This is a genomic window from Natronogracilivirga saccharolytica, assembly GCF_017921895.1.
In the GTDB taxonomy this organism is placed as follows: Bacteria; Bacteroidota; Rhodothermia; order Balneolales; family Natronogracilivirgulaceae; genus Natronogracilivirga; species Natronogracilivirga saccharolytica.
Genome location: NZ_JAFIDN010000007.1, coordinates 82,304 through 108,966, shown reverse-complemented (window position 1 = coordinate 108,966; position 26,663 = coordinate 82,304). Strand labels below are relative to the sequence as shown.

Here is a 26,663-nt window from a genome sequence, read left to right as displayed (position 1 = left end):
CGACCCGCTTACGCGGGTTTGGTGCGCCTGCCCGTCCTGCGGAACGGTCAGGCAAAGGGTCAAAGTGGTGTTAATCCTTAGTGCAACGCACAGAGCGTCCGCTCGCCCGACTGCCGCTGCTCACGTCGGCAGTGCTGCTATTGAAGCTCAGGTACCGTGCGCGGCTACCAGACACAGAACTCGACCAATAGAGGCCGTAGGAGCCGACAAGGAAGAGCGAACCAGTGCTGTGAGTGCGGTAGCCCGCCAGGGGCAGTTTCAGTGGAGAGTTGAGTGCGCCGGATGCGTTGTTACTGCTCCAGCTGTTTATTTCAGCATTCCACTCTGCCTCAGTTGGCAACCGGTAGCCCGCCGGACATGGATTGTTGATCCCGTTTACCCCCTGCCACAGATTATCGTTTTGCGGGCTGCGCCAATCCCAATTGGCACCACTATTGTTCGTAATAAAACTGCCGTGGCCTGGCTGGTCACTTTCGCTCAATGTGGAGGTCGTTGATGAGTTGCGCAACTGGTGCCCGTCGGCCCCGCGGCCCCACTGGTACAAATCGCCGTACGCCTGAGAGTCAGTGGAAGAAGTAGCAGCGCGCGAAGCCCCCAGGTTGCGGTCCATCCAAACTCTTCCGGTCTCAGGGTTGGTCACTTCGACTACCTCGGTTTCGGTATCCCTGGGGCCGTCGCCATTGCCACCATCCTGCTCAAAATTTGCCGTTAGGCTTATATCAGAAGCCGGCATGGTCACAGTGGTACTGGCCACATTCTCATCGGCTACATGATCGGTATCACCGCTCCAGTTGACAAAGCTATAACCACTGTTGGCAGTGGCGGATATGGTGACAGTAGTCCCTTCCTCGTACTCGCCGGCTCCGCTAACCGAACCGCTGCCTGATGGTGATACAGTAAGGTTGAGAGAGTAGGTGCCTGGCTCAGGTGGTTCTTTCAGCGTTGAAAAACTAATCCGATCCCCATATGCTGTTCCAATACTATTGCCTGCAAATGCTCTTGCATAATAACGTGTGTCGGATTGCAAATCATCGATTGTACTGGAAAACTCACCCATACCCGTACCTTCGCTGGTGCAGTTCGTAAAAATATCAGGGTCATTGGTTTCGCTCCAGCATATGCCTCGCTCTGTAACAGCATCTCCACCATCATCTTTGAAGTAACCCTCGATTTCAGCTGAATTATGAGAGATGTGTTCTACGGAATTAGTTATGACTAATGGGGGATATGTTGGTTCCTCGCATTCTAAGGGATTAAATAGACCATAACTCACAGCCATTGCAGACATAGCAAGGTCCAATGGAGAAGGTATGGTTCCTCCTGTAAGACCATTATAGGGGCTGGGCTTTAGAATATCTGCTGCCATACGAAGTGATGGTGCTACCCTGTCATCCTTATTTTCACGTCCAAAATCCGTATAGAAATAATCTTCTGATCGACTAAATGTAGCAACACGCTGTCCCTCACCTTTAAGCATTGCAGCTGCTTCTGTACCGACAGAAGCCCCGATACTTGCCTCAAATGACAGAGCCATTGGGCCGCGATTAATTTGCGGATTCAATATTATAGATGGGCATTCTTTTAAATTCTCTATGACCCCACCTGGAGGCGTACCCTCAACGCCTTTTGTAATCCCGAAACCAAGACTTAAATCAACGCCAAATAATACAGCTACTTTACCCCCAAGGGAAAGTGATGAGCCTCTTGATAAACCTGCAAATCTGTCAATTGTGTCTTGTTGATTGGCCGGAATATTCGTAATAATCTTGTTAAAACCACCAAGGCTGATCCCAGTTGAAGCTCCAAGTCCCGCACCACCCGAAATGGAGGCACCTATTCCACACATTTGAAACAGGTATAGATTTCGATCCATATTCACAAAATCGTAAACCATTTCAGCACCACCGCCACCATGAGCACTTAGACCTACTCCGATTAAAACAACTCCTGTTGCCGACACATTTGCATCAATTGTTAGTCCCCGGGAGTAACCAAGACGCGCCATGTTGCTACATCCGGAAAAAAATTGCGAATCCAAATCGCTATTTTTTTTGCCGAGTATCTTGGCTTGTGATTTTTCGAATTCTTCTTTGAATTCTGCTGATGAGAAATACTCACTTGCAATTTCATGTAAAGTATTACCAGCTTGGTCTAAGGAATCTAAATATTCCGCTCTTTTCGCTTCTTCTAGGCTTTCATAATAGGCAAAAACGGCAGGCAGGTAATTTTCCGGAATTAGCTCCTCGACAGTTTTTTGAACTGCCACTTCTATTTCTTCAACTTTTGGCGTGCGAAACTCAAAAGATTCACCATAGGACGTTCCAGTTCTATTGGTGGCGTACGCCCGCATAAAATAGTTTGTTTCCGGCGAGAGACCTGTAATACGGCTGGAAAATGCACCATTGTCCAAAGTATCTGCCGTCATACCATCATTAGTAGTTAGCGTCGGATCGTCTGTTGCAGCCCATACCACCCCCATTTCGGTGACATCTGAACCACCATCATCGCTTATGGCCCCACCTGCACGTGCTGTGGTTAATGTGATATTACTAACTTCCTGGGTGGTCAATGAGGGTGGGCGTACTTTTCGTGACAACTTGAGCACCTCGAGTTCATAATCCTGGTTGGCCGTAATCTCAATCTCCATTCCTGAATAATCATCGGTATCATCCACAACGATCCGATAGATTTCGGTATCTGCCAAATGCATACTGCCGGAAGCCCTGCTTTGCACCTGACCGGCTGAACGCACTGTGATGCCGTGAGTGCCGCTGCTGATGCCAGCGCTTAGAAATGTCATCGTTTCAGTTAGCATGAACCCATCACCTTGCACGCGCAACACATATTGGCCTTGTGAAAGCCCAGTGCCCAGGTTAACCTCGATTTCATGGGTCCCTTTATTGACCTCTGCATGGGTGTGCATGATCCGTTGCCCCAAAATATTGTAGACAGCTATATAAGCCCGGGTGTTTTCCGGTACCTGAAAGGGAATTCTTGTACGAGGGTTAAAAGGATTGGGGTATGATGAGCCCAAACGGAACTCCGACGGGCTGTCAGTGCCAAATCCTGGTTCTGCAGATGTTGGTTCCACTTGATAGGATAACGTAAACTGACCATCACTGCCGGTATGATCGGAGGCAATTTGCTCGTCATTTTGATCCACAAGCATCACTTTGTGATCAACAATGGGAGCATCGTTTTCATCGACCAGTGTACCGGTGACCTCATAAGTATTGTTGCTGCTCAATAGAAATGCCAATAAAATGAGCAGAATAACTTGAATTGGAATTGTTGTATAGATATGCTTCATAAACCCCTCCGCAGCTTTGACCAAAATTTTATGTATATAAATCCCACCTAAATTTTGAGATGTTTCGACAATCTGGTGTCACTTACAAAATGAAGTACATTTAATTGGAAGAAAACGGAATTCATTATTCAGAACTTTCGTAACCAAGTCCATTATTGCGAAAAAAGGACTCGCTCCCGGCAGGTCGTCCTCTCCGTCATCACCAACAAATAATGTACATGATGAAATCAGAAAAAGGAATAGAAGTAACAGAACTTCATAGTGCTTCATCTAACCCCTCTTAATATTAAAATGATTTTGAAGATTTAGTCATAATAAACATATAACTATTCTCTCATCATACCCTTGCGTTTTGGTCATAATAATAAAATGAGCAATAATAACAAATAATTTTGGCTTAAATTGGAATTGAAACAATAACATATCCACATTAAGTAATTACGGCAAAACAGGAAAAAAACTCGGAAAGTAGCCAAAACCAAGTTCATACCGCGATTTTCATGGCAAATATGGTATAAGAACAATAGAGAATTATCTCTATTAAACTTATAAATACCACTGCCATGAACCTTCAACCTTTTTGCTTTCCTGTCATCGAACGCCCTGTATTTGTGGACAATGCCGATGGACAAATCATCGACCCGGAGAACCCGGAAACTTTTTTAACTAATGGCCACAAAGCCATCGTGCGCGAGGATACGAATGAGCTTATCAGCATTGTCAAAAGCTCTTATGAAGTTGTCCGAAATGCGGACCTCATTGACAGCGCACTTCGTGAATTAGCCGTCAGTGGGACAAGCTTCCGAATCGATCCGTCGCACTCTTTTGTGGACAACAACCGGATGCGTCTCCAGATCACTTTTCCCGAACTGAAGATGCGCGACCGGGAAAGTGACCTCGCTCTGTCTGTTTTCATTCATAACAGCTACGATTGCTCAGAATCGGTACGCTTCTTCTTCGGAGCTATCCGTGCCATCTGCTCAAACGGAATGGTTTTCGGTGAAGTACTGGCTCGCTATAACTCACGTCATACTTCAGGTTTTAACCTGACTGATCTGGGTGACCGGCTTCATGAAGCAGCAAGTCAACTGGATGTGATACAGCAGCGAATTGATCATCTGGAAGTCCAGCCCGTAACCGATGAGCTGATGGTGAGCGTCTCGGAGAATATCTCTAAAAGACTCGCCGAGCAAGTGATCAGTCAGGAAGAGATGGGACGCCTGTCGCAGTATACTCTTCTAAACCGGCTCACCAATCACATCTCGCATAAAATCGAGCCACGCAAGCGGGCCCGCTACCAACAATCCGTATCAAAAGTATTCGCCCTATGAAGCTTCCCCTCATAATCAAAATCATCATCATAATAATCCTCAGGAGAAAATGAACCATGAAAGACCTTATCAATGCCGCCGGAGAATTTCTCAAAGCGGCGCTCCGGGTCTTCCTCCTTGGAGAGGATGAACCCCCAAAATCAAAACAGGAAAAACAAAAAGGCAGCCCTTGAAGCTGCCTTTTTTATTTCTACTCACCCTATAACCCAAAACTCCATGCAAAAAAATCCATCATTGGAAAGTCCGGAGCTTGCCGAGGTGCAGCTTACCTACCGGTCCAAGCGCAATCCCATGACGCAACCGCAAATTCGTGATCCTCAAAGTGCTGCTGAGTACTTCCGGGAAATATGGGATGATAGTACGATAGAGCTATCAGAGGAGTTTATGCTTCTGTTACTGAATCCGTCTAAACGTGTGCTCGGATGGGCAAAGATTGCCAAAGGTAGCGGCACGGCCTGTATTGTTGACCCGGCCCAGGTTTTCAAGTTTGCCTTACTGGCGAATGCGAATTCCATAATCGTATGCCACAATCATCCAAGCGGGAATCTTCGCATATCTAATGCAGATAAAGCCATAACCACGAAAATCGTTGAGGCCGGAAAAAATCTGGATATCCACCTGGATGATCATTTAATCCTCACACGCTGGGATTATACCTCTTTCAGCCAGCAAGGATTACTGTAAGCAACGCAAAAGAAAAGGCTGCCTAACGGTGGCCTTTTCACTTTTACGCACCCCTATACCCTTCAACATCATGAATAACAACCAACTAACCAACCTGAACAAGTTTCAGGGCAAAACCAAATTGCCCATTTGTGATCTTGCCCTGATTACGCGAAGTACAATCACTGTGACTAATCTGGATACGTTTTACCAGATCCCCCACGAGCTGAATGTCGCCGATACCGTCCTGATCCCGATCAGGGAGTTTGTGAAAATCGCCAAAAAGTACCGGATTGACAGCATCACCACCTCCGGTGATCAGTACATCATCCAAACCAATGCCGGAGCGTTCACCTTTGGCACAGAAGATCTTCAGCTCTATCCGGATATTCCCGAACCGGCCAAGGGACAGATTGCATTACTGGACGGCGATGAACTCAAAGGTTTCTTGCCTTATGTGTCACACGATGATCTGCGCCCGGCCATGCAGGGGGTGTTCATTGGTGATGATATTGTCGCAACGGACGGGCACCGGATGAAATTCAGTCCTAATCGATCCGCACCTAAGCCACCTTTCATCATCCCCAAACAACCCGTTGAATTGATGACCAAAGCTGCTTACTGCGTATATCAGGCAGGGTTGGATGATTCCAATGATTGGCAGGCCGCTATTTCGATTTCCCCGGATCTCGAAAAAATATGGTATAAACCCATTAATGAGGTCTATCCAAATTACCAACGGGTTATACCGAAAAAGGAAGAGTGCTTCTACACGGTAACCATCAACAGGAAAGATGCCCTGAACGCTCTTGAGGCAGCTGAAATCTCAGCCGGAGGTGCAAAAACTGTCAGGCTTATGCTTAATGGACGGGTAAAGCTTACAGCTGAAGATACGGATTTGAACAAAAGTTATGTATCCGGTCAAATCGGAGACTATCAGCATTCCGGGCCAAAAGATGATCCCTTTGAGATCGGCTTTGATTCCAGGCTGCTTGCCGGTGTCTTCAAAGACTATCCGGACGATTGGATAAAACTACACCTGAGTAGTCCTGCCCGGCCCGGGCTTGTGGGTGATGATAAACTCGTGATGCCCGTCATGCTAAAACAAAACCACTAACATAGAGGAAAAACCATGCAAACAACCCAAAAGACAAAGAAATCCAGAAATACCCGCTATATGTCAGAAATTCCCGGTCAGCAATGGGTTCATTTCCGGCAGAATTACCTGGGGGGATCTGAAGTTGCCGCAGCCTTTGGCAAATCCGACTGGCAGACGCCCCTGCAACTCTGGCGTATCAAGAAGGGGCTTCAGGAACCTTCCGGATCAACTCCAGTAACGGAGTTCGGTAACGTGTTTGAGCCGGTCATGGCCGAAAAGTTCACCCATATAACCGGATTTCGGACCCGGAATATGTCCAATAGCTACACAAGTGAAAAGTATCCGTTCCTGCGGGCACATATCGATCGTCAAATTGTATCCAATCAAAAGCATAAGACTACCGGACTACTTGAGCTCAAGACGACGACCAGTTACAGGTTGAAGAATCTGAAGGAACCCTTCCCGGTAGAATGGAAGTACCAGATCCAGTTCTACCTGGGTTTGACCGGATACGAGTATGCCTATCTGTTCATCTACGAACGCGATACGGCAAAATATCACGATCCGGTCCTGATCAAGCGGGATAAGCAGTTTATCGGGGAAATCATTGACAAAGCGGCATCGTGGTGGAAGCGTCATATCGTCGGTGGCGTTCGACCCGATCCCATTAATGATGAGGATCGGATAATCCTGTACCCTGAGGCGAGTGACGACACAGTGGTAGAAGCCACTCCCAAGTGCTACGGCTTCTACACAGAGCTGCTGGACATCCGGGACCGGATGGAGCGCCTGAAGACCCTCGAAGAGAACTACAAAAACCTGCTCAAGGATCATCTCAAGGATGCTCAGCGTATGGTGTTTGCCGGACGAAATCTGGTGACATGGAAAAACTCGGTCAGCAACAGGATAAACACCGCACGATTGAAAGCGGATCACCCGGAGTTGTATCGCAAATATTGCGAACCGTCACAAACCCGGCGATTTCTTATCAACCAACCAAAATAACAGGAGGTAAATATGCCTTTAATCATAAAAGAAGACCCCAGCCAGTATCCCCTGCCATCTGAAGGCTTGCATCACGGCGTCTGTGTGGATGCCGTGGATCTTGGCGAATTGGATACGCCGTTTGGGCGGAAGCACAAGCTCTCGCTCATATGGGAGTTGAAAGAGATCGATGATGATGGATCTCATTATATCGTTGGTAAGCGATATACCTGGAGCCTGAACGAAAAAGCCAATCTCAGGAAAGATCTGGAACGTTGGCGGGGAGGAAAGTTTTCCCCGGAGCAGCTTCAGGGAGGCATCGATCTGGAGGAGTTTATCGGTGTCAATGCCACGCTATTCATTACGCACAATGTGACCGAGGAGCGAACATTTGCAAACGTGGAAAGCATTTTACCATTCAAAAATGAGAAAGGTGAGCTGGATCCATATCAGTTTGAATCCTCAGGAGAGTACGTTCGAGTCATTGAACGTGAAGGCTACTTGAAGCCGGAGGAATATGCCGAATCTGTAAATGGGAGTAAGTGATTTGGCAGAAGAGAAGTCCGGTCGGGCTTCTTTTTTAGGTTGGGAATAAGGACACAACTCCTCCCCAAAACAGATCATTGGTCTTGCCCTAAGCTGAAACGCCACCCGAAGCATCGCAGATTTCACCATCAGCCAACTGAAGTACATTGTCCCCCGAAAATATCCGTTCGTATTGACTTGGCTCAAATGTGTGGATAGGCACGATATATTTCGGCTGCAGCACATCCACCAATTTCCCAAGCCCCCTCCCGGTCTGCATGACCGCTGGTGTGAATAACGGTATCCGTCATACCTTTGTCGATGAAGTAGTTGATAAATTCGGCGGTATTACGATCATCCCGATATCCCGGTTTTGCAGGTTGCATAACCACCTTATCATTCAACCAATGCCTTCAACAAGCAATCCTGTGGATCGGTGTAATATTGTATGTTAATTTTTGCAATCATTTCATCGGAAAGATCATTCAGCTGTTTGCGGGCATTGACAGGTATAAGAAGGGTTTTGGCCCCTTTTTCTATGGCCAATTCGGCAAGGTTAACCGCATTGTACACCAGGTCAAGCGAGCCACCCAGATTAAGGGAACCTACCACTGCCAAACCTCCCCGGGTGTGCTTTTCGATAAGTGAGCTGCACAAGGCGATCAGGACCGGCATTCCGATACCCATACCGCTTTTTGCCGTATCAAAGGACCGAAGCTGTATGGAGAACTGGTGAGACCTTGGATCCCGGTCACCAACCAACTCCTTGTACTTGCTATAAAGATTCTGCTCAGCATAACGAACACTTTCCGAAAATGGTTGAGGTGCCGGGCGGTTCAGTATTTTTACTCCTTGGCCGGGGCCTATATTGACCTCAATTTTATACAATCCGGCATATTCATCGACTCCACCTGTTCCCAATGCCCATACCTCTCCTGGAGGTAATGGATCATCTGTGATTGTATGTTCACTGTGTAATTCAGGGGTACCGACAAATGTTTCAACACCATCGTCGCCAATTCTATAGCTGAAATGCGTGTTGCGGTACTCAGCCGACCCGATCTTTTTCTGTTGTTCTTTGACGCGACGACGGTATTCCAGAGCTACTTTAACCGCCCATTCCAGCATTTCATCAGAGATGGGCGCCTCTGGATTTGGTTGCATTAGTTTGATAAGACCGTTGACGGTCTTTTGTACCGAGAAATTGTCCCTCCCGCTTAGAGCACCGCCAAAATCAACCTTGGGCAGAAATTGTGTTACTCTTGAATAGCTACGCATCCGAGTCCAGCACTCGGCAAGAAAGTCGCTTACGAGTCCAAAATGCTGTGTAAAGTAGTCTTTGTTGAGTTTCGGGAAATCCCAACCGGGTACATAGGCATGGATGCGGTCCATGAAGGCGGTATCGTTGCGCATTTCCGGCGGCAGCGGGCCAAAGAGATGGCTGATTCGTTGCTGGTGCTCCACATCGACTTCAAAGTTGCCTACCAGGACCATACTGCCGTCTGCACGAATAGACTCCTTACCCCGGCTGAACTCACCACTTTCCATGTAGCCTTTCATGATGTTGACCCCATCCTTCTGGTCAAAGGAGATACCGGCCACTTCATCAAAGCAGATAACATCATACTTGCATACCAATCCACGCTCCCCGGAACCCATGTTGACAAACATTTTTGCCACCGTGCTTTTGCCACCGGAAACCAGATGCGAGTATGGAGATATCTGCTGGTAGAGATGGCTCTTGCCGGTCCCGCGCGGACCGAGTTCCACCATGTTGAAGTTCTTCTCTACAAAGGGAACCATCCGGACAAACAGGACATTTTTTGCTTTTTCTGTTAAGGATGAAGGTTCCATGCCGACACTTCGTAACAAAAAATCCTGCCATTCCTGCAATGTAAAATGCTCCCTGCCCTGGTAAAGAACATCCAGGACGTTTCGCTTGGAAAGCTGGATCGGTCTCAAATTAATTACTCCAAAAGGCCTTCCCCGGTTTTCCTGAGCAATGGCAGCGTCGTACTCCAGTTCAATTTCCGCATAGAAACCACCTGTCAAAATCCGATCATTATCATTGATAAGCTCCTCGCTTATGCGTGCATCATTTAGCATCAGACTGGGTAGCTGGGCAATGTAAGAATCCGACTTGGAGTCAAGTCTGGCTGTAATCAGATCGATAATTTTGATGGAGCCTTTTTCCCTTGCTTTGGACTTGAAATATTCTTCTTCTCCTGTTCGTACTGTGCGGTCTGAAAGCTGTCTTTTTACTATTTCAAGGCCCTCGGCGATTTCTTCAGGATCCGTGGTGGCACAATACCGGCCAAGCAAAAACTCAACCACATAGGTGGGGACAGGAAACTGCTTACGAAACTGATCGAGCAGGTCCTTCTTTACGATGTAGCCCTCAAATGCTTTGGCTGCGATTCGGTCAACATTGTCGAGTTGTATCATCTTTTGTTCTGATTTGATGGTAGATATTCGAGGGCAAGCAAAATCATTCTCCCACGACGGTTTGCTGTTTTTCCAGTACCACACCCTTAGCATCGGTTACGACCACGAATGCAGCAGCACTTTCATAATCTGCATCTTCAACAAACAGGCTAAACTTGCCGTCACCAGAAAGCGTCTTAGTTGTGCTGATCCTGGAAGATTCATCGGTGTGTCGTGTACGGATCTCCACTTTATAGCCAGTCTGCACACCTTGCAGGGTAACAGAGCAACGCAGCCCGGTCCAGCTCACTTGCATGGTGATCGGCTGCCATGATACCTGGTCCGATTCCAATGTAATTACAGGAACCATGCATTCCTGCAGGGAAACCCCGCCATGACCATACTCGTTATTTTTCTTGAAAAAGGATATTCCCGGAGCGTACGCGATCATGGCGGATGGATTCCAGAACCACGGAAGATGAAGCAGTTCTGATGGCACGCCGTCCTTGAGTATAGCGCATCTGCCCCAGCGGGTCTCGATATGATCTTTAGGCAACTTCTCGGCCGGCATCCCACCGGGAACCAGCAACCAGCCGTGATCAGTGACAATGCGTATACTTTTAAAACCGGCTGCAAACAGATCTTCAATACGCTCCTCAAGCACACCAAACAGTTCCTCAATCCGGTGAACCAAACCGGATTGCTCGTTATGGCCAAATTGGTCGATCTTTCCGATTTCCATCCAGGTCTTCTGACCTCTGACAAGTTCCGAACTGTTCCTGGGGAATGAATATCCGGCTTTATCAAGCGCAGCCTCAAAATGATGGAAGGTCAAATCTTTATCATCATTGGTGCACGGTCGAAACTCGTTCGGTGTGCTTTGCCGGGATATTTGCTCCGCGACCGGTGATACATAAGGTTTACATGTAGGTGTGAGACTCGGCAGCGGTATCCACCTCGTATCAAGGTTAACCCGATAGTTCTTTCGCTCCATCTGCTCAGCCCATTTCCTGGCAATGTCATACCGGAATGCATCCACAAACAAAATGCACTCGGCTTCTTCATTGCGAAGTTCAAGGGCGGTTAAAGTCTTAGGCTGCTCACCTATTAGTTCCTGAAACTTGCAGGCCAGGCGTTCGAGCCAAGGGGTGTAGACGGTTTTAAGAACAGCAGTAACTGCGTTCTTCTCCTTCTCTGTTTTTGCAGTCGCAAGGGCCTGTACGGCTGCGTAGTCGACCGACCAACCGGATTCACTGTAATAGGCCGTTATGGCATCCAGCGAAGTGGTGTCAAAGGCATCCGCGACCTTCTCGCAAAGCGTCTTTAGGGGCTTCAGGGCAAGTGCCAGGTTTGCTTTTCCCATACTTGCCCATACCTGGCTGCGACGCTTGCCATGCTCGTCATCCAGCTGATGGATGATATCCGCAGCTTCATTCGGTGCGCCTTTGGCTACACGCTCCATAGCCTTTCTAAGATCTTCCTCGGCATCGGCATTGATTTGCGGCCAGGTATCCTCCGGAATGGTAAACAGACCACTGCCCATATCGTCCGGCTTTGCCTGTTCCAGCAACCCGAGGATCTCCGGGAATCGATCCGGAGCCAGTTCGAAGTAGTTCCAAACTTTAGCCCAGGGACCGTCTTTGCGGCCAAGTTGCAGAGTGATGGAGCGAATGTTCTTCGGATTTGGAGTAAAATCGAATACGTTCCGGCAAATATTGCGAAACACTTCCCTTTTATCCGGATCAAGGGAGTTCAGCCAGTCATCCCCCTGGCACATCCACTCCAGGATGCTTTTTTCAACATCATGAAAGAGCAGGCTAAACAGGAAATTTGAAGTGACGATGTTTGGAAACTGGATACCCTCATCACGGACCATGGTAGGCAGGGCTTTGATACCGGCATCCCGGGTTGCATTGTCCTGATCTATGCGAAGACCCAGTCCCTCCTCCTTGTTTTGAAGGAATCCGTTGACGGTCCATTCTTTGCCGTTACGGTGGGTCCACAGCGTGCCGGTGTATTGATACTCCATCAGGGGTGCGATGGCCGGATCGGCCTGTGAAAGCTTCTTTAGATCGTTCTTTGATATTCCCGGCAGGTAAATGACCGGCACAAGGGATGCGTCCCAGTCGGCATCGGGTAAAGTGCTGGCCACCATACACTTTAACCATATGGCCGGTCCTGTTCTTTTTTCCGGTTCATGCTCTCCCAGGACCATCAGTTCCGGCATGTCCTCTTGAAGAATTGCTATGACGGAGGACCACTGCTTTTCCGGATCGGGCCATAGCACAACGACGGGCGCAGTAAGGTTGCCGGTGTCGTACCGGGATGCCTCCCGGATGCTGTTTATTAATGTCTGCTTAAGATTTTTGCTCACGATGGTGGTTTGTCGGGTTTCCGGTGAATAACATCCTTGTGATGTTGGCATATTTGAAGAATATACTATTCAAACAGCTTTACCGTGAAGAAATTTAACTTCTTGAATCAGTAAAAGAACCCACATGCACATGGTTGAGCAACTCTAATTTGTTATCTTATTTGATTAAGTACATAACTTGCAAAAACTGGCAGCGATTTACCCAAGTCGATGAGTGTTGACTCCATATCCTGCTGCTGTCTCAATGATATGTCGGTTAGCCTGGTCATGACACCGGCTGGATTCATCTCATACAGTGTGATTAAATAGTCTTGTGGATGGATGGCACTAATATTCCACTTCTCAAGATGCTCCTTTTTGAAATCACGTAAATTAAAGGTGATGATAATATCAAGTTTCTCCCTTACTGCGGCTGCCAGAACATGGCGATCCTTTTCATGATTGGTCATAGCAGATATAAGAGGCTGATAACCAGTGATCATTGCTTCAGGAAATGCTTCTTTGACAGCAACCTGAAAAGAATCTGCAAGCTCCTTATCCCAGTCAAGCTTTTCTGTATGAGTGCGGTGCACTTCCCCAAGGATATCCTCCGTCCATTTTGGCAAAAGCATCCTTGGTTTCTCTGCCAATCGAAGAATCAGATTGCAAACAGCGAAGTTCGCCAAGACGCATGAATCCAGCAAGACTTTATAATCAGCATTCATGACCCTGTATAACTTGAGTCGTATTTTCCGGCCTTTTTCACCTTGTCATAGAGATCATCAAGTGTTTTGCGCCGGGCCCGGTCTCTTTGTTCTGCATACTCTTTAAGATCCCGGTAATATATACGCCTGTGGCTACCAACTTTGTGAAACGGGATTTGCCTGCCTTCCAGCAAGTCAACCAAATGCTGCCGCGATACGCCAAGGAAGTTGGCAGCGGCTTGTGTTGTCAATGTTTCATTCTCAGGCATTAGGACTATGGAATGGCCACGTTTCATTTGCTGCACAATATGCACCAACGTTTTGTAGATAGCCTCCGGCAGCACCGTTTTGTTGCCCTCGGCATCAACCAGAGCAGGATGGCCTTCGCGGCTTATCAGTGATTCAAGGGCTTCCATTTCTGATGGAAGGACAGAATTGGAATCAATTCGATGTGTCATGAAATCCTCCTTAAAATGTGGCTTTGTCTCTGTTATAACCAATTGTACAAAATAAACGCTATAAACGCTAATAAAATTTTATACCAGCTGATTTTTGCTTTCACCCCGTCCACCTGAGAAATAACATTCCCAAAAAAACGTCAATTTTATTCCAAATTTTTATTCCGAACGTTGAATCGTCCAAGACATTCCAATAACCGGTTTTGCGAGAACCAATTATTTGAATACATTTTAGCTTTTTGAGCTTGGCGATCTTCTTTTTACTTCTTCACCTTCAAACGCCGGATAAATAAAAAAACCACCTCTAAAAAGCTTCTATCTTCGCCACTGCGAAAAACAGGATCAGGCGAATCATTATCCTTTATTGAGCAGAATGACATTCCATGCCCACATAGTGTATTTGTCGTAATTATTGTATATATTTGCGACAGATTATCTGCATTAAAATGACAGAAAGCATTCATTATAAAATACTTAGGAAAATAAAAAAAGCCAGAAGGGGCGCGCTCTTTTTCCCGGACAGCTTCACTGGCATAGCTACACCTAAAACCGCTGCAAAGACACTGGAGCGCCTTGTTCAATCCGGAGAACTCGTTCGGGTTGCGAAAGGTATCTATACAAGACCCAGGATTGATCCTGTTATCGGTGTTACCTATCCGGATATCGAAGAAATATCCAGTGCTCTGGCTCGCAGAGACAAGGCACGTATTGTTTCAACAGGAAGCTATGCATTGTATAAACTTGGGCTTACGACACAGGTTCCACTTAATGTCGTATTTTATACGGACGGCTCAGCCCGCAAAGTTACCATTGGCAACCAGGTCATAACATTTAAAAGAGCCGCGCCAAAAAACCTGGCGGCATTAGGTTCAATTAGCAAACTGGCGATACAGGCTCTCAGGACTATTGGAAAAGACAATGTGACCCCGGAGCAAATTCATAAAATCAGAACCCTTTTGAAAGACGAAAATGAATGGCATCTCGAACATGACCTGAAACTGGCACCTGACTGGATCCGCAGGCTATTGAGCAAATAACAAAAAAGAATGGATAACAAGGTTTTTTTGCAAGAATGGTTCAAACTTACCAGGGAAACACGGGTGGCAATTTTTACCGAAACTGCCCGGCGAATGGGGTTACCAGTCTTTGCAGTTGAAAAGGATTGGTGGGTAGTACATACCTTGCGGTTGCTTTTCTCACTCCCCGTCTCCTCACACATGGTATTCAAAGGGGGGACATCTTTGAGTAAAGGGTGGAAAGTGATTGAGCGTTTTTCTGAGGATATTGACCTTGCGCTTGACAGAAGCTTTTTGGGTTTTGACGGGGATCTGGGGAAAAAGAAAGTCAGCCGATTGCGCAGAGCTTCCTATGACTATATTTCCGGCACACTAATCCATGAATTACAACAAGCGTTTGATGATTTCGGTTTTCATGACGTAAGCTTGAGAATAGAAGAGGTGCAGCATATAGATCAAGACCCATTGGTCATTGAAATATATTATCCAAAGTTAACGGAGACAGATACCTATTTGAAACCTGGTGTATTACTTGAGGTAGGTAGCCGTTCATTAAAGGAGCCCTTTACCATAAAACCCATCATTTCATACATCGGCGAACAACATTCTGACAGGCTTTTTGCCGACCAAGCTGTTGGCATTCCTGTTGTCAATGCTGAGAGAACATTATTGGAAAAGGTTTTTCTCCTTCATGAAGAGCACCAGCGGCCGATGGAAAAACGTCGTCTAAACCGACTGAGCCGGCATCTTTACGATATCTACAGGCTATCTCAAACATCTCATTGTGAAGCCGCACTTAAAGACTCTGAACTGTACCGTACCATTGTAAATCACAGATCACGATTTGTTCGATTATCTGGTGTTGACTATTCTCAGCACCAACCAAAGTATATCAATTTCATTCCTCCGGAAGATGCACTCTCTGAATGGAAAAAAGACTATTCAGAAATGAGAGAAAACATGATCCATACGGATTCACCAGCATTCGGTGAATTGATTGACTATTTACGAGACTTCCAATCCAGGTTAAATGGCCTAACCTGGACTCTATGACATCAGTTTCAATAATAGTTAGTCATGATTGCTTAGAAAAAAACCTATAATATACTGTTAACACAAAATATATGCATTACAAGAGAAGCAGTATAAAATTCGGAGAGTGTGTTTATTGTGGGGAAATCAGACCATTGACAGTTGATCATGTCAATCTTTCCTTGCTTTCCGCTTCACCTCATTGGTCAGGTGCTCAATCACCCTGCCTTGTTCATCCCGAATCTTCCAGGCATCGTTCAGGTCTTCATAGCGGTTGTATCGGTCCGGACCCCAGTGTGACCCTTCCGGATTTTTACCGCGATCTTTACCCCACTTAATATTATTCGGGTTCTTGCGCAACACCCCGGCCTGCATGAAGGGATAGATATTCAGTCGGACCCCATCGTTGAGATCCGGCTCCCATCCAATGGGCTGTTCGTGCAGTGGCTTCCAGCGGACAAAAATGTCATAAGGGGGTTCGCCTTCCAGGATCAGCTCCAACTTCTCCTTGAGCTGCCTGGCAGCCATCAGCATTCCCTCTGCCCCGCTCTCGTTGTCACGGACCTTCAACTCACATTGCCTGATCCAGTCATTCAGGTAGGTGTATATCAGCTTCTTCAGGTTAGCCCGGGTTAGCTGGTGGTAATTGACCAGTGCCGCGAAGCCATCCTTGCGTCCATCCCAGATGTGCCACAGGAACGGACGGTTGTTGAACACCTTGCAGTGACGGATGAAGAACTCATCCCGCAGCCATTGCTCCAGGGTGGATTTCTTTGAATCCTCGCTTCGCAGCAGGCTGGTCAAGGTGTAGTTGTCCCAATCGGAACCCCACACCTGGCGTATGTAATCACGCAATGACTCGGCCGCAGGCTTTTCTCCATTGACCGGGGGGATGCAGATGATGCCATCATCGTCGGACAGATGATCAAAAACCTGAATCTCGGCGATGTGATCCCGTGCCCTTTGATCCAGTTCCATCTCATCGTCGGATTCCGCCGGCCATCGATATCCCAAAATGCGTGCAAGGGCTACTTGGAGAGGGTTTTCAGCACACTTGGGATGACCATGAAACAGCCATTGGGTGGGATCGTCGCTGTATGGATGAGGTAGCCCGTTAGGATATTTTTCATCGGCGACTTTTTGCCAGTGCTCCAGGTCGAAGGGAACTTTTATTAGTGTTGCATTAGTAACATTTAACTTTTGATCTAATTTTCTAACCTCTTTACTGAATTGATGGGATGAACAATAGCACCAAATGACCTTTAAATGCTTTTCCCTTAAAGGCCATATAACAGCACAATTATTATCAAAAAAATTACCTGAATATAATGTAACAGGAAGTTTGCCTATAAGACTAACTACAATGCCTTTCTTCCCCCATGCATCCCCACCTTGTAAACTGGCTAAACCTAACTGAGCGAACTTATTAAGTTGACCCTTGCCATTTTCCCAAAAAAGAACAATTTGTCTTCCAGAATAGTGATTTGTTTGGGATACAGTTGATTGATGAAACTCCCAATCTGATAGATTTTGAGATTCCCAAAAGAAATTAGTAAATCGATTTTTGTCAGCTGTTCTTAATCCATATCTTGAATCAGAGTACTCTGAAAGTTTAGATGTCTTTTGTATATCTTCAATGACTATTCTTGAATCAGGGTTTGATAATTGTGTTTTTTGCCCTAAAAAAGATAGATCATTATTAATTAATGACATCGACTTATGTTCAATATCTTTTTTATCAGAAACATCAAGTCCCAAAAATTCATTATTAATTGTAGTAAAGCATGTTATACAAAATAACATGACGTTAAAATCCCACATTTGTGTTTGAAAGCTTTTTGTGCCTAAGCGTCCCAAAAAATCCCATTTATAATTATTTAGTAAATTGATTCTTAGTTTTTTGTATCGAGGCAGAAATGTCCAATTCTGTGGTATGACAAAAGCTGAAGACCCACCATTAATATTTGTTTTAATCAGCTTTTCCATAAAAATTGTTGCGAGATCATGTCTTGACTTTGGGAAATGCTGCAGACCATAATCGTGTAGTACTTTGCTGTGTTTGCTAACCGATAAGTACGGAACATTAGTTATTTGAAGAACATATTTTGTTGTTAACAAATGACCTGTTTTAGCAATTCCAGCAGCTAAAACACCACGTTCCACCTCATCCTCGTTATTTTCGTTTGATAATGCATCATACAACACAGGTTGTAAATCCTGGAAACTGGCTGTAAATGCATCCACTTCTATAGTTGACGGATCTAAAAGACTTCCCAATTCTGGCGCAAGCTGAAAGTGATCGTACAGAGCCCGCATGCCGTTTTCCATTCGCGCCTGGTCGTCGCGGTGTACCTTGCCGACCAGCTTGATCCATTGATCTGCTTTTCCTCTTGGAGCAAGCCCACTGCATGCCAGATTCATCTCGGGCAATTCATGATAGTGTCCACAGAATTTCCAGGCCGTCAGCGCCAAATTGAATGCGGCAATTTGGGTACAGCGCGGATCGATCTCCAGTCCGTGCAGATTCTCGGCGATTACTCGTCGCGCTGCTTCTTCTTTGTCCAACCCCTCTTCATGCATTCGCAGCGGCGCCATCACCAGAAACAGCTCCACCATAAAATGTCCGGATCCCATGCAGGGATCCATTACGGTAACTTCCCTGGTACTATCCGGCCAACCCTCAAAATCACCAGCCGCAGGAGTGCCATCGTCACGTTTACGAAGATATTCGAAGGCAACCGGTGGCGGGGTATCGGGATTCCGGCTGACCCACCAGGCCCCCAGCGAATTATCGATTAAAAAATGGACCATGTAGGGCTCAGTGAATAGCTGTGTCACCGCCGGCAGCCGCTCACCATCGATCTTGTCCCCGCTGGCATTGATCGTCGCCTTTGCTTCGCTTTGCCAGTACTGATACACCCATCCCAGGCTGTCCACCGCCTGAAAGAGCGGGGTATCGATGCTTTCCAGCAGTCGCTCCAGTGCCAGTCGATCCTCGGTGGCAAATTCCACCTGCATGAGCGGATCTTCGGGACGAAAGATAGCCGGAAGCATCCGGGAGGCATACTGAGCCGCTGCCGCCCATTTGTCCGCATAGCCCTCCTCAACGGCAAATTCGGCGCACTCATCCAGGGTCACCGCCAGTTCATGTTGCGGATGGATGAGTAAATGATTGGCTTCCAAAAAACGTGCGAAGAGCATCCGGTGCCAGTACTCATAGGCCAGTTCGTAGCTGAGTTTGCCCATTTCCTGACTACCGTTGGTGTTACGGTCGCCGAGAAGACGCGCCTTGTTTCGAAGTCGGCGACGCAACTCCCGCATATCCGGACTCATATGAGAGTAGGGTTCGGGTTGATCTACCGCCAGAGTTTTAAGGGCTTTGTTAGCACCACTTTCGGCTAATTGACGCGCCTTGCTTACGATGTTTTCAAGTGCTGTACGCTGATTGCTGTTGAGTGTAGACATAGTTATTTCAGAATGACTTCTCCCTCGGTTAACAGGTCCTTGATAGATCCGCGAACATCATCCAGGTATTTCTCCAGATCGGCTTCGCTGCGAATGGTGCGGCGGGGAAGCGAATAAGATTCAGCTTGTGGAGCAGACAGCTCGATGGCCTCCTCAAGTGCCTGCTGAAACTTGCTGGGCAGCGCGGCTACCTTGTCGGACCAGGCATCAAGAGAGGCATGGTTCAACTCCCGTAGCAATTCCTTCGCCGTTTCAGCAGTGATTTCAGCTTCTTTTAGCAGTTTATGCTTGGACAGAATTTGATGTTTTTGCTCGGGGGTAAGTTTGCTGAAGTACTCGTTCTGCTGCAGCTCTCCCATCTGTTGCTTATAGACTTGATTATATCGTTTTTTGTATTCATTCAGCGATGAGCGCAGGTGATCTGCGAGTTTTGAAAGCGGTGTCTGTATGGGATCGGGTTCCCAAAGCAACATCCGCTGATCCTTGATGGCGGAGATTTCACTGCGTATCTCATTGATTTCCGGAGCGTCCTCCGCAAAGTGGTTCAACCGCAACAGTAACTCCCATGAAGGCAGCCGGTCCCGGACGGTAGCGGCCTCCCTGGTCCATTGCTCGTAGCGCGATTGCAGCGTATCGGCCTGTTCATGAATGGCCAACAGACGCTCGTTTCCTTCCAGGTTAAGCAGTTCGGTGATAATTTCACTGTCCACCGTCTCGGGTCTTGGTGGCTCGCCCGCAATGTTTCGGGCAAGGTTATCGAGCATACGCAGATAATCCACCGAGCATTTCAATTCATTACCCGGCTTACAATGCACACCGGCTTTGGAAAAAAGATTCCGGATCTGCACTTTTTGGGTGCCGCTCAGTGTCATCGCCTCCACCTTGAAAACCGCCTGGGCAATGCTGCGCTGATTCAGGTTAGACTCATTGGTAGACAAATTACCAGCAAGTTTGAGACTGATAAGCATGGCATCAATCGCATCCTGACTCCAGCCATACGGTGAGTTTGTGAAAGTTTCCCGGATTTCCTTACCCGCTTTACCCGAAAAACCGATGGCTTTCATCAGGTCTGCAGTCATTGGATGCTCTTTGGGATCCTTTTTATATCCGATGGCGCTCAGCGCTTGTGTATCGTTGTTAGCGGCTTTACGCAAGGCTTTGTCCCAACCCGGATAATCAGCTTTTCGAAACTCGGGAAACTGCCTGGAGGCAAGGGAGGTAAGTGCCTGGCGTATATTTGAAATTAAATCACCGCCGTCTTGTAAAGCCCCGCCAGCCAGATACACACGGATATCCTGACACACAGTTTCTGTAAGCGACAGCACTTGCTGTTCGGCCATTTTCTTGCGAGTCTCCATGCTCTTGCGGGCCAGCTCCCCATCCGGTGTGGAAGGCACACCCTTTTCCGCAAGTGTCGCTTGCGCGGCCAGCATTTTAACAATTTCCCGCATTAGTTCGTGATCGCGACTCCTTTTAATGAACAAATAGCCGATAGCCTGATCCGTTCCTTCAGCGCGAACTTCTTCAAGCAGGGCGTCTTCGTTTTCGAGCCATCCATCACGAATCCACAAGTTCAACCTGGACTGTATACGTGGTTTTTCCTGGCCAGTGTGAAGTATGTGTTCACGGCGTTGTTTGCTATCACCATGCAACATGTAAACTGAGCGCAGCTTGTCTTCCAGAAAAGAGCGTATGCGTGTCATACGTACTTCATACAGACGCTGTTCGTCATTGCGAAACTTGCTGGCCTGTGTAGTAAACTCTTTTTCCCATTCGGCGCCCACGCGTGTTTGTAATTTAAACTCATCATCCAACGGTATCAGATACTTATCCTTTTGTACCAGATCCTCAATCAGGTTTTCAATCTTGGTTCGGAAGGTGTCCGAGGGTTCTTTAATGCTGTCGATTAAAAGATCAGCGATGGTTCGGGTGTCTGCTTTTAGCTGAAAGCTGTTCGTATCACGTGGTAAAAGATCGATTAAAAAAGCAACGGCGAGAATACGGGCCTTCAGGGCATCGTCACCGCCACTGGCAGCAAGGCTTTCCATGATATTACTTTGCTCATTCAGCAGGAGCGCATTTTGAATGAGCTGTTGTTTTTTTTGCTCGAAAATAAAATCAGCCGGGATAACCTCTCCCAGATTGCGGTCGGCCACCGATTTGATGCTTTCATCCACGATGCGCAGCTGGCTGCGAAGCTGTCCGGATGTGCCGGCTACATCAATAGCTTGAAGTACTCGTTTCCAGAATTTACGGGTGGAGGGGAGTATAGGGTAGTCTGCAACAAGTGTTTTTTTATCTTCATTTGTAAATCCAAAATCTGAACCCTCCAGTAAACGAGAAACTTCGCCCAGTGAGCTGTTAAGAGTACTCTCTATTTTCGGCGTCTCCGAGGACTTCTTTTCCAGTACGGTTTTGCGTGTCACCGTCTCGACATCCTTGTCAGAGAGTGGCACCTTAACCGTAAATCGTTCATTCAGCTTTTGCAGAATGGGCGTATCTGTAAGAGCATTTTGACCAGTTCCAACCAGAAGAAGACGGCCTGAAAAATTTTCGCACAAATCCTCGGCAAGAAGTTGCACTTGATGCGACTTGTCCTCATCAGATGCGATGAACTGCTGCACTTCATCCAGCGTGACCAGGATACAGGGGAGGCTCTCGCTGTACATGGGAAGGATCTGGCTCTTGATCGTAAACAGGAACTCCTCACGGCTCAGATTTTCAACACGAGGGAAATTCCGGCCGATTTGCTCCCGGACCTGTGCCTCACTTTCGGCATAATCGGGCATGAGTTTCATGATGGCCGCCGGGATATGCTTGGAAACGTAGAGGTTGTTGAGTTCATTCTCAAATTTCTTGCCGGCAGATTCAATATGTGATATCAGACCGTCCAGGATTCCTTCGGCCCGGCACCAGTACCAGAACCGGAACTGATGCAGCTTACTGGGCAGCTGCAAGTTGGAAAGCATGAGTTGCAGGAACGAGTAGTGGACCTGTTTCGCAGGATACTCCGAAAGAAGACCTCGCATCACAATGCTTCCATGCTGTTTCTGAAGCCGTGAGAGTTCCACGAACTGCTCCTGAAGATCGTTCGGCAAGGGCTTGAGTTCCCTGGCCGTAGTCCCGTCATCGAAGCTGAAATTCTCCCAGAAAAAGGAGAGCATTTTCACCAGGTGGGATTTACCGCTGCCAAAGAACCCGCTCACCCATGCGGCTGGCTGCTTGGGCTGGTCAAAATGACGAAGATAGGTTTGCAGTATACGCCGTAATCCACTTTCGTATTCGCCTTCGCAGACGAACGTTCTGATTTCATGACGTATGATCTGTTGTCCATCCTTGTCCTTTGAGGAAGTATTGAGTTGAGCAACGCCGTCATTGATCAAATTGTTCTCTTCGGGATTGAGAACGAAAAGGTCTTTATTTTTCATGGTTCTTGATGTTACGCTGTTATTGGCCGTGCGAGGTAACTCCATCCATCTCGCGCATCCATAAGTCGATAATGATTATTATGATATTCACCTGGGAAAAAGATCAACATTCTGCCCTTGTTAAACTGATACAGGTCGTTTAGTACATCCGATAACTTGATAAACCCAAAAAGTGCATTTACATCTGAGATAGCCAATACTGTATTACTTAATTCGGTTGCATTTTCAATAGTATTTTTGATACGCTCAACTACAAAATCTCTGAACCCGGTTTCTACTTGATCCTGAATTTCTGTCGGGCTTTTGAAGTATTCATCACGGTATTCATGCTCTGCCATCCAGACAGGAAAAGCATCGGCCAGGCTTACATGCAGCCAGTTTCGATGATACTTTCGAGTAACTTGTTCAAAATCACCTAACCGGAACATGACCTTGCGATGTTCCGAAGGGTCGTATACCAGGAACCAAACCTTTTCTTGGCCGGATAAATTCTGATTCCATGGCTCACTTACCACCTTCTCATAGTTGTTGATCAGTACATCAGTTTTAGAAATCATGAAGTAATTTTGTTATGAAGTTTCTGAAGTCGGATGATGATGATGCCGCCGGCTTCCTGGTATTCGATAAGATCATTAAGGGCGGCAGAGGCCAGCAGTTCTTTGATTCGGGACAACGGCTGATCCAATACTTTTATCCAGGTCGTGCTCAACAAATCTTTCCCAACAAGGCCATCTCGTTCACCAAGAAAAAGGGCAAACAGAACAACCGGGTAGCCGGGTTGTATGGGAATGCGGATGTTGCGAACCTTGCCCTCGATATATGCCGCTTTCTTCCAGGAGGAGGCAACATTCTGTGCAGCAGAGAGCATGGTTTTGGGAGTGTATCGATCAGGAAACTGGTCATATAATTTATCTTGAAGCTTTTCGACCTGTATTTTTTTCCCTTTTGGGGTGTTGAGAACAACCGGTATAGATGCTCGAAGCAGATCATCCTTATAAACGGCATATAACAAGGATAACACGCGTTGGTCTGCTTCATTTGACATTTTCCACATGAATAGGAAGATTCTCCAAAGCTGGTTGTCATCCCTGAAGTCATACAGCTTGGAAAGAAAGTTTAGCGTTTTCCTGATTCCGGAGCCGCTTTGCTTGTTGAACACATTCAGTGCAATAATTTCTTCTTCTTCAAAGGCACCGTGGCTGATGAGCGCTTTCAGCTCATCAAACATGATGGTTCGGGAGGTATGAATGGTCTGTATGTATTTCTTTTCTTTCTTTTTCATTTCTTGATGATACCGAATAGGGAACTAAACTTTCTTTACGAGCGGCCTGAAAAACTTTGTAAACTTCTCCAGATTATCTTTGAACCAGGCATGTTGGTTCGGCCAGTCATTCCTTATTGTGAAATTACCGGAAGTTTTGAAAAGCACACAGCTCATTTTGCGTCCTTCCATTTTATCCCACAGCAAGTCAGGGCTGATGTTTTTCAAAGACTTCTCATAACCCAATTCGTAGAGTCTCTCATAATTTTGCTCTGCGTCATCACTGGTAATGTTCAGTGCAATACTTATAGAATGTTCTTTTGAGTTTACACTTGCTGACAGAAAGAAATTGCTACGTCCGATTGCAGCATTGATCCAATGCTGGGGTTGAGCACTGTGCAGTTTTACAAAACTTTTGTTGTCCTCTAAAAAGGTGATTAGTCCCTGCCAATATTCTTGCTGTAATAGTTTTGTTTCAGAAAGATTCTCGGAAGAGACGGATTTCCTAAGGGACTTAGCCCAGTTATTAGGCTTAGAAATCATATTGAACATAGGTGCCGGTAGAGAATCATTGATGCGATACAATTCAATTTCAATGCCAAAGAAATTGATTGAATCCTCAGTTATTCGGTTTAGCCAATCCAAAGCAGCGCGATGTTCTTCAGTAAAGCGTTGGGCAATCCAGATAATGGTCACAGCGTCAAGTCCTGAAGCATATGTTATGAGTTGCCCAAGGTGGATGTGATCGGTCTTCTCAAGTTGATTCTCGATGAGGACAAGATGGTTGTTGGTGGTATCGATGCAGGTAATATCAGCCCGATAAGGTCCAACATTGTCCTCTTGTTTCTTGACCTCCAAATCGATGCCAATAGTTTCACCAAGCAGAAGGATGTTTTCCTCTTTTGCTAACCATGGAGTAAAATCGGAATCCTCCTTCTTCCAGTATGCTCTGAGGTCGAGCTTTTCAAATTTACCAAGCTTCATATACAAAAAGTGTTAGTTATTTTCGAATCAAATAAGTTCAGGGGATCGTATTATGGATTAAAACGATTCCATGTCTACCGCAGGAAAATAAGTCCAAGTACCGTTGAAGAGTATTCGTATGAACTGAGATTGAAATTGCACCGCAGGTTATCGGCGCATTCCCTGATGCGCTTCTCGAGCTGCGCAATATTTGTGGACATGGATTTCTTTAGAATATTGAATGATTGATCCTTAATAGAACATCAATTAGGGGTGAATTTGCACTATTTGAGGCAAAGTTACAAGAAGGCTTTTCATGACTCCCTAAGTCGATGTGAAACACTGAGAGGGCTGACATACCATTAACCAATACAACAAACGGAATATCTTCTTCAGAGAGGAACAACGAGGCGTTTATATTCAGATGTTATTGGAAGGAATTGAAGGAGAAAGAGAATCTTTAAATGTGCATTAATAATTAATATGTCATGGTTCACGATCATTCCCCACCTGGGCTATTAAGCTTCTTCGCGCAAACGGTAAGTTTTAATAATACTGTCCAAATCATCAATACATTCGTTCAAAAACTTCTTGCTTTCCAAAACATGATTCTCAGTCGAAAGTATTGTCTGCAAGCTTGATTTTTTAACCACCCTGCTCCACTGTTTGGGACTATTCAAATTAGAGGTTTTCCAGTTGAGATAGTTTTTCTCTATCTCTTTAAAAACCTCTTCCCAGTGCTCAACTCTGCTTGCGTTGGGATTAATTTCGATTTCAATTCCGAGCTCAGGATATTCTTCCTCCTTTTTTGAATTCAACCAAAAACCCAAGAGCACGCTAATTTTATCTTTGTGACCCGAATAGTATATATATCTGTCATGTTCTTTTAACTGAGTCAGACGTGTTGACTTTTGGGTCACATTTCCGTTGACCTTTTCAAATCTTGACGAAATTTCACCAAACAGCACTTCGTCCATTATGTCACTGACATTAGAAAAGTTGCTTAATGTAATAAGGTCGAGGGGTGTGAATTGATTATTCATGGTAAGCTTGTTTGTTTTCATGAATTTAAGGAGTTCATATGTAATAAGATCATCTGGAAAGTTTTTTAAAAGTTCCGCAATCTCAAACCATCTTAGGTGAATAAAGTCGGTTTTAGAGAGTGTGTTGCAGTTTTCAAACAGCTCGTTAACCTCTTTGGGGTCATAGTTTTTCGTTATATAGACAAGCTTTTTATGCTTTTTATTTAAAGACTCCAGGTGCTCGGCATACCTTTTTAACTGTTCTTTACCTTCAGCAGAGTGTACTTTGTTTTCAATAAAAACGGCTAAATCATCCCCAAAAATGGCTATATCAGGACGACTGTTGCTATCGTGATCTTCCAGTGCTGTCAACTCATGTTGTGTAGATATGCTAAGCTCCTCAGTATCAAAGCGATTAATTTTTATTTTTGCGAGAAACACCTTGAGAAGCTCTTGATTGTCAGATAAAACATGGGCAAATATTTCAGTCAGATAATCCTCCAAAGGCTGGCTGCTTTCCCTGGTTACCAGATCAAATAGTGTTTTGAAGAGGGCTTTCATGCAAAAATAATTAAGTCTGAATGACACAGATTGGGGCTCTTACCAGAAATTATCAACAAAAGTA

General features: G+C 46.1%; 20 protein-coding genes. 7 read left to right on the top strand and 13 right to left on the bottom strand.

All coding sequences use genetic code 11. The features are described from left to right. Nucleotides 1-70: 70 nt before the first annotated feature. Nucleotides 71-3,310: an InlB B-repeat-containing protein gene (locus NATSA_RS09950; protein WP_210512186.1), complete on the bottom strand. Its 3,240-nt coding sequence runs from the start codon at nucleotides 3,308-3,310 to the stop codon at nucleotides 71-73. A gap of 563 nt (nucleotides 3,311-3,873) precedes the next feature. Between NATSA_RS09950 and NATSA_RS09945 the strand changes: the two genes are divergently transcribed. From NATSA_RS09945 to NATSA_RS09925, 5 genes are all read left to right on the top strand, one after another. Then, on the top strand, nucleotides 3,874-4,641 hold the full coding sequence (locus NATSA_RS09945; RefSeq protein WP_210512184.1) for a DUF932 domain-containing protein: 768 nt from the start codon (nucleotides 3,874-3,876) through the stop codon (nucleotides 4,639-4,641). Between the two features lie 216 nt (nucleotides 4,642-4,857). Further along, entirely contained in the window at nucleotides 4,858-5,325 is a 468-nt protein-coding gene (locus NATSA_RS09940) for a JAB domain-containing protein (RefSeq protein ID WP_210512182.1), read from the top strand. Nucleotides 5,326-5,395: 70 nt separating this feature from the next. Then, entirely contained in the window at nucleotides 5,396-6,421 is a 1,026-nt protein-coding gene (locus tag NATSA_RS09935; RefSeq protein WP_210512180.1) for a DNA polymerase III subunit beta, read from the top strand. 15 nt (nucleotides 6,422-6,436) lie between these two features. Continuing rightward, nucleotides 6,437-7,408, top strand: a complete 972-nt coding sequence (locus NATSA_RS09930) for a YqaJ viral recombinase family nuclease (protein WP_210512178.1) — start codon at nucleotides 6,437-6,439, stop codon at nucleotides 7,406-7,408. A gap of 12 nt (nucleotides 7,409-7,420) precedes the next feature. After that, on the top strand, nucleotides 7,421-7,933 hold the full coding sequence (locus NATSA_RS09925; RefSeq protein ID WP_210512176.1) for a phage replication initiation protein, NGO0469 family: 513 nt from the start codon (nucleotides 7,421-7,423) through the stop codon (nucleotides 7,931-7,933). Between the two features lie 182 nt (nucleotides 7,934-8,115). On the opposite strand, the gene NATSA_RS09920 is transcribed toward NATSA_RS09925, so the two are convergent. The 5 genes from NATSA_RS09920 to NATSA_RS09900 form a co-directional block, all read right to left on the bottom strand. Then, nucleotides 8,116-8,298 carry a hypothetical protein gene (locus tag NATSA_RS09920; RefSeq protein ID WP_210512175.1) on the bottom strand — a complete coding sequence of 61 codons (183 nt, stop codon included), beginning with the start codon at nucleotides 8,296-8,298 and terminating at the stop codon, nucleotides 8,116-8,118. Nucleotides 8,299-8,308: 10 nt separating this feature from the next. Next, the gene (gene brxL, locus NATSA_RS09915; RefSeq protein ID WP_210512173.1) at nucleotides 8,309-10,357 is read right to left on the bottom strand and encodes a protease Lon-related BREX system protein BrxL; all 2,049 of its coding nucleotides are present in this window, start codon (nucleotides 10,355-10,357) and stop codon (nucleotides 8,309-8,311) included. 43 nt (nucleotides 10,358-10,400) lie between these two features. Next, the gene (pglZ, locus tag NATSA_RS09910; RefSeq protein ID WP_210512171.1) at nucleotides 10,401-12,710 is read right to left on the bottom strand and encodes a BREX-1 system phosphatase PglZ type B; all 2,310 of its coding nucleotides are present in this window, start codon (nucleotides 12,708-12,710) and stop codon (nucleotides 10,401-10,403) included. Between the two features lie 152 nt (nucleotides 12,711-12,862). Further along, nucleotides 12,863-13,414, bottom strand: coding sequence for a hypothetical protein (locus NATSA_RS09905; RefSeq protein WP_210512169.1), 552 nt, complete (start codon nucleotides 13,412-13,414; stop codon nucleotides 12,863-12,865). Beyond that, the gene (locus tag NATSA_RS09900; RefSeq protein ID WP_210512167.1) at nucleotides 13,411-13,851 is read right to left on the bottom strand and encodes an excisionase family DNA-binding protein; all 441 of its coding nucleotides are present in this window, start codon (nucleotides 13,849-13,851) and stop codon (nucleotides 13,411-13,413) included. The genes NATSA_RS09905 and NATSA_RS09900 overlap by 4 nt, the downstream gene beginning before the upstream one ends. 446 nt (nucleotides 13,852-14,297) lie before the next feature. On the opposite strand from NATSA_RS09900, the gene NATSA_RS09895 reads away from it, so the two are divergent. Continuing rightward, nucleotides 14,298-14,888 (top strand): DUF6088 family protein, encoded by a 591-nt coding sequence (locus tag NATSA_RS09895; RefSeq protein ID WP_210512165.1) that lies wholly within the window; start codon nucleotides 14,298-14,300, stop codon nucleotides 14,886-14,888. Between the two features lie 9 nt (nucleotides 14,889-14,897). Next, nucleotides 14,898-15,920 carry a nucleotidyl transferase AbiEii/AbiGii toxin family protein gene (locus tag NATSA_RS09890; RefSeq protein ID WP_210512164.1) on the top strand — a complete coding sequence of 341 codons (1,023 nt, stop codon included), beginning with the start codon at nucleotides 14,898-14,900 and terminating at the stop codon, nucleotides 15,918-15,920. A 150-nt stretch (nucleotides 15,921-16,070) separates the two neighbouring features. Here the strand turns inward: NATSA_RS09890 and NATSA_RS09885 are convergent, their stop codons facing one another. The 7 genes from NATSA_RS09885 to NATSA_RS09860 all read right to left on the bottom strand — a co-directional run bounded on the left by NATSA_RS09885 (nucleotide 16,071) and on the right by NATSA_RS09860 (nucleotide 26,599). Then, nucleotides 16,071-19,364: an Eco57I restriction-modification methylase domain-containing protein gene (locus tag NATSA_RS09885; RefSeq protein WP_210512162.1), complete on the bottom strand. Its 3,294-nt coding sequence runs from the start codon at nucleotides 19,362-19,364 to the stop codon at nucleotides 16,071-16,073. A 2-nt stretch (nucleotides 19,365-19,366) separates the two neighbouring features. Then, nucleotides 19,367-22,792, bottom strand: coding sequence for a BREX system P-loop protein BrxC (gene brxC / locus NATSA_RS09880; protein ID WP_210512160.1), 3,426 nt, complete (start codon nucleotides 22,790-22,792; stop codon nucleotides 19,367-19,369). 11 nt (nucleotides 22,793-22,803) lie between these two features. Continuing rightward, the gene (locus NATSA_RS09875; protein WP_210512158.1) at nucleotides 22,804-23,349 is read right to left on the bottom strand and encodes a BREX protein BrxB domain-containing protein; all 546 of its coding nucleotides are present in this window, start codon (nucleotides 23,347-23,349) and stop codon (nucleotides 22,804-22,806) included. After that, the gene (locus NATSA_RS09870) at nucleotides 23,346-24,074 is read right to left on the bottom strand and encodes a hypothetical protein (RefSeq protein WP_210512156.1); all 729 of its coding nucleotides are present in this window, start codon (nucleotides 24,072-24,074) and stop codon (nucleotides 23,346-23,348) included. Before NATSA_RS09870 ends, NATSA_RS09875 begins: the two co-directional genes overlap by 4 nt. A 24-nt stretch (nucleotides 24,075-24,098) precedes the next feature. Further along, nucleotides 24,099-25,037, bottom strand: a complete 939-nt coding sequence (locus NATSA_RS09865; RefSeq protein ID WP_210512154.1) for a DUF4268 domain-containing protein — start codon at nucleotides 25,035-25,037, stop codon at nucleotides 24,099-24,101. Between the two features lie 74 nt (nucleotides 25,038-25,111). Next, on the bottom strand, nucleotides 25,112-25,237 hold the full coding sequence (locus NATSA_RS15595; RefSeq protein ID WP_272491769.1) for a hypothetical protein: 126 nt from the start codon (nucleotides 25,235-25,237) through the stop codon (nucleotides 25,112-25,114). Nucleotides 25,238-25,534: 297 nt separating this feature from the next. Further along, nucleotides 25,535-26,599: a PD-(D/E)XK nuclease family protein gene (locus tag NATSA_RS09860; protein ID WP_210512152.1), complete on the bottom strand. Its 1,065-nt coding sequence runs from the start codon at nucleotides 26,597-26,599 to the stop codon at nucleotides 25,535-25,537. Between the last annotated feature and the right edge of the window lie 64 nt (nucleotides 26,600-26,663).

Coding starts and splice junctions, on each gene's coding strand:
- NATSA_RS09950 (WP_210512186.1), bottom strand. CDS start 3,310: ATGAAGCATATCTATACAACAATTCCAATTCAAGTTATTCTGCTCATT.
- NATSA_RS09945 (WP_210512184.1), top strand. CDS start 3,874: ATGAACCTTCAACCTTTTTGCTTTCCTGTCATCGAACGCCCTGTATTT.
- NATSA_RS09940 (WP_210512182.1), top strand. CDS start 4,858: ATGCAAAAAAATCCATCATTGGAAAGTCCGGAGCTTGCCGAGGTGCAG.
- NATSA_RS09935 (WP_210512180.1), top strand. CDS start 5,396: ATGAATAACAACCAACTAACCAACCTGAACAAGTTTCAGGGCAAAACC.
- NATSA_RS09930 (WP_210512178.1), top strand. CDS start 6,437: ATGCAAACAACCCAAAAGACAAAGAAATCCAGAAATACCCGCTATATG.
- NATSA_RS09925 (WP_210512176.1), top strand. CDS start 7,421: ATGCCTTTAATCATAAAAGAAGACCCCAGCCAGTATCCCCTGCCATCT.
- NATSA_RS09920 (WP_210512175.1), bottom strand. CDS start 8,298: ATGCAACCTGCAAAACCGGGATATCGGGATGATCGTAATACCGCCGAA.
- brxL (WP_210512173.1), bottom strand. CDS start 10,357: ATGATACAACTCGACAATGTTGACCGAATCGCAGCCAAAGCATTTGAG.
- NATSA_RS09905 (WP_210512169.1), bottom strand. CDS start 13,414: ATGAATGCTGATTATAAAGTCTTGCTGGATTCATGCGTCTTGGCGAAC.
- NATSA_RS09900 (WP_210512167.1), bottom strand. CDS start 13,851: ATGACACATCGAATTGATTCCAATTCTGTCCTTCCATCAGAAATGGAA.
- NATSA_RS09895 (WP_210512165.1), top strand. CDS start 14,298: ATGACAGAAAGCATTCATTATAAAATACTTAGGAAAATAAAAAAAGCC.
- NATSA_RS09890 (WP_210512164.1), top strand. CDS start 14,898: ATGGATAACAAGGTTTTTTTGCAAGAATGGTTCAAACTTACCAGGGAA.
- NATSA_RS09885 (WP_210512162.1), bottom strand. CDS start 19,364: ATGTCTACACTCAACAGCAATCAGCGTACAGCACTTGAAAACATCGTA.
- brxC (WP_210512160.1), bottom strand. CDS start 22,792: ATGAAAAATAAAGACCTTTTCGTTCTCAATCCCGAAGAGAACAATTTG.
- NATSA_RS09875 (WP_210512158.1), bottom strand. CDS start 23,349: ATGATTTCTAAAACTGATGTACTGATCAACAACTATGAGAAGGTGGTA.
- NATSA_RS09870 (WP_210512156.1), bottom strand. CDS start 24,074: ATGAAAAAGAAAGAAAAGAAATACATACAGACCATTCATACCTCCCGA.
- NATSA_RS09865 (WP_210512154.1), bottom strand. CDS start 25,037: ATGAAGCTTGGTAAATTTGAAAAGCTCGACCTCAGAGCATACTGGAAG.
- NATSA_RS15595 (WP_272491769.1), bottom strand. CDS start 25,237: ATGTCCACAAATATTGCGCAGCTCGAGAAGCGCATCAGGGAATGCGCC.
- NATSA_RS09860 (WP_210512152.1), bottom strand. CDS start 26,599: ATGAAAGCCCTCTTCAAAACACTATTTGATCTGGTAACCAGGGAAAGC.